This is a genomic window from Candidatus Magnetobacterium casense (assembly GCF_019173545.1).
GTDB lineage: Bacteria > Nitrospirota > Thermodesulfovibrionia > Thermodesulfovibrionales > Magnetobacteriaceae > Magnetobacterium > Magnetobacterium cryptolimnobacter.
On the sequence record NZ_JABXWD010000342.1, the window covers coordinates 1 to 3596 of the forward strand.

The 3596-nt window shown below is 49.2% G+C and carries 2 protein-coding genes; both read left to right on the forward strand.

Annotation, left to right across the window (positions count from 1 at the left end; translation table 11 throughout):
- On the forward strand, nt 1-1055 hold a 1055-nt coding region (locus tag HWQ67_RS14470), incomplete at its 5' end, for an FG-GAP repeat domain-containing protein (protein WP_218253399.1).
- A 59-nt stretch (nt 1056-1114) separates the two neighbouring features.
- Nucleotides 1115-3596: InlB B-repeat-containing protein (locus HWQ67_RS14475; protein ID WP_218253400.1), on the forward strand; the 2482-nt coding region annotated here is incomplete at its 3' end.

A 3596-nucleotide genomic window follows, 5' to 3' on the forward strand; every position in this document is an offset into this window, starting at 1 on the left:
CAGTCTTTAGTATCTGGTCGGGGTGTGATAACAGCGATAGTTCTACAAGCGCCAAGTGTAAGGTAACGCTTGCCAACGCCAAGTTGGTGACTGCCACATTTGTTGGAAGCAACTCTGTTGTACATAAGGTGCCCCATGACTATGACGGCGACGGTAAGAGCGATCTCTTATGGCATAATCAAGCCACAGGTACCGTTGCTATATGGTTGATGGACGGTGACAAGGTCAAAGGCATCGGCTCTCCTGACAGTGCAGGGCTTGATTGGGAGATAGAGGCGGAGGGGGATTTTAACGGCGATGGCAAGACCGATATCCTCTTCAGAAACAAAGTAGACGGTTCGCTGCATATATGGTTTATGAGCGCCCTGACAATAGCCAACCATGCCCCTGTGAATCTGGTCAGGATAAGCAACAGGGATTGGTATGTCAAGGCAGTTGGCGACTTCAACGGTGATGATATAACCGATATCCTCTTCAGAGACAAAGAAAATGGCATGTTGGGTATATGGTCTATGAGGGGTGCCGATTTTATAGATGCCAGGTTCACCGACAAAAGCCCGGGCATGGATTGGGAAGTCGCCGCCGTTGCAGACTTTGACGGCGACGGTAAGGACGACATATTCTTCAGGAGCGAAGGGCTTGGTGCTGTTGCCCTGTGGCTTATGAACGGCCCGACGATCAAGAGTGCAACGCTGGTGTCATCGTTAAACGACCCCAAATGGCTTATAGTCAGGGCGGGTGATTTTGATGGCGACGGCAAGGCCGATATCCTTTACAGGAACGTCAGCACCGGTGAGATTGGCATATGGTTTATGTATGGGCCAAACGTGGAAAGCGCCAGAATAATTGCTACCGTAACGGATGATAGTTGGCAGATCATCAAGGTTGGTGATTACGATGGCGGTGGCATGCTTGACCTGCTGTGGCAAAACGTCTCTACGGGTCAGCTATATGTTTGGTTTATGAATGGAGCGACTATCAAGGGTAAGTCCTCTTTGGGGACGATGGCCGATCCCAATTGGTTTGTGGTTAGCAACTATATGGTACATGTGTAAATTTATGGGACCGGGGGGCATGCCCCCCCTATTAAAGCAACAAAAGGAGTATTAGATATATGAAGAACGAACGACAAAGATCAACCGCAATTGGGTTGCTACTTGCAGCGTTTGCCCTGCTGTGGCTGTTTGGCAACGTGGAGCTGGGATTTGCTGGTTCTGTTTGTACGTGTTCAGGAGAAGATTGTAATGATTATTACGATCTTCAAATACAAAAATATGGCACCGGCAGTGGTTCTATTAACTGGTCATATAGTTACTATGCCAAATTGAATAGCGGGACTATTAGTACCTATCCTTACGACTTGTGGATCCCCCACTATTATAGCAGTTGTGCTACAGTTACCCTTGAGGCAGTACCCGATGATAACTCCTATCTTAGCGACCTCAACGGCAGCTCAAGTTCAACCACATCGTGGCTGATGACATCCACCGCTGTGGCTACTGTAACGTTTAAAACTGCATACACCCTTACTGTGACAACAGCCGGTACAGGGTCGGGTTCTGTTTCAGACTCCAGTAGTTTATTAACCTGGAATGGGAGCGCCGGAACATATACTCATTATGCTCCCAATACATCTGTTAAACTTACGGCAGTACCCGCCTCAGACTCATACTTTGCCGGCTGGAGCGGCGGGGGCTGTTCCGGGACAAGTTCAACCTGCACGGTAACGATGTCGGCGGCACAGAGTGTGGCGGCAACCTTTAACACAGGAGCCACCCTTACTTTAGCATTAGGCTCAAGCGTTAGTAGTATTTATACGGTGACTAATTTGATCTCCGTCTCTGCAACTCCCTCAGAGACACTAACCGTGGATGGGAGCACCAACACGGCAACGGCTACATACCCTTTTGATACGGTAGTTAAGCTCACGGCTGGAGACTTGGGATCAGGAAGCTTTTCCAGCTGGAGCGGCGACTGCTCAGGTACTAGTTCAACCTGCACGCTAACGATGTCGGCAAATAAAAGTGTGACGGCAAGTTATACCCTTAACAAATACACCCTTACGGTGACAAATGCCGGTACAGGTTTTGGTTATGAAACCGCCAATAAATCCGGCGGAAGCATGAGTAGTGACGGTACACTTTATAGCGGTAGTTACAGCTATGGGACGAGCGTCGTTATTTATCCAAACTACTATAATTCCTCAACGTCAAGCTCAACCTCAACCCTTTCCGGTTGGAGTGGCTGCGATAGCACTCAAACGTGGTATACCGGTGGACCATTAACCTGCACTAAAGCAATTTATAAAAACGAGAAAGTGACGGCGACGTTTGATTGTACAGCAGGGTGCGTCACCCTTACTGTGACTAAAGACGGCACGGCTGCAAGCTCGAGTTCTGTTACGGCTTCAACAGGCACACTAAGCTGGAGCGGCGATGGCTACACCGGCACAGCCTCATACGCCGTAAACAAATCAGTTACTCTCACGGCAAATGCCGCATCAGGTACAACGTTTGCCGGCTGGACCGGCTGCGACTCGACGTCGGGTTCAACCTGCACGGTAGCGATGTCAGCGGCTCAGAATGTAACCGCAACGTTTAACACTATCACATACCCCCTTACTATAACGACAACCGGTACAAACACTGCTACCACCGTTGCCGTATCTACGGGTACGTTAAGCGGGAGCAATCCCTATACGGCTACTTATGACACCGGCACGTCAGTTACAATTGTCGTAACAACCCCTACTAGTGATTTTATTGTCAGCTGGAGTGGTGGAGGTTGCTCTGGAACAGGTTCAACCTGTACGGTGACTATGTCACAAGCACAGGATGTGACGGTAACAATTAGCGTTGCACAAACTCTTACTATCTCTAAAATAACTGAACCGTCCTCGACTGGTTCCGTTGGAGTCTCTACTGGCACAATAAGCTGGAGCGGAACCACCACTGCGCTTATCGGTACGGCTAAATATGTCACCGATACGTCGGTTACGCTTACGGCATCAGCTTCATCAGGTTCTATCTTTACCGGATGGAGTGGTAGTTGCTCCGGAACGGATTCAACCTGTACATTAACGATGTCTAAAGCCAGGAATGTAACTGCGACGTTTAACGTTGCAAAGACCCTTACTGTAACAAAAGTAGGATCGGGTTCCATTGCACCTGACTCAGGGACACTAAGCGGCAGCAACGGCATCTATAAGGCCTATTACAGTGGAGGTACGTCAGTTACCCTTACGGCATACCCCGCTACTGGCTATACCTTTACCGGTTGGACCGGCTGCGACATTAATGATTCACACACACCAACAACCTGCGTAGTATATATGAAGTCAGATAAGAACGTAACTGCAACGTTTAGCTATTCTGGTTACACCCTCACCATAACAAAGTCCCCCAATGCGGGTGGCTCCGTTGGAGTCTCTACGGGTTCCTTGAGCGGAAGTAACCCCTACACGGCTAGCTATGCTACGGGGACATCGGTTACAATTACAGCAACACCCTACAGCGGCTATGCCTTTACCGGTTGGAGTGGCGACTGTTCGGGGACAAGTTCAACCTGTACAGTTACAATGTCGGCGGCAAAGAATG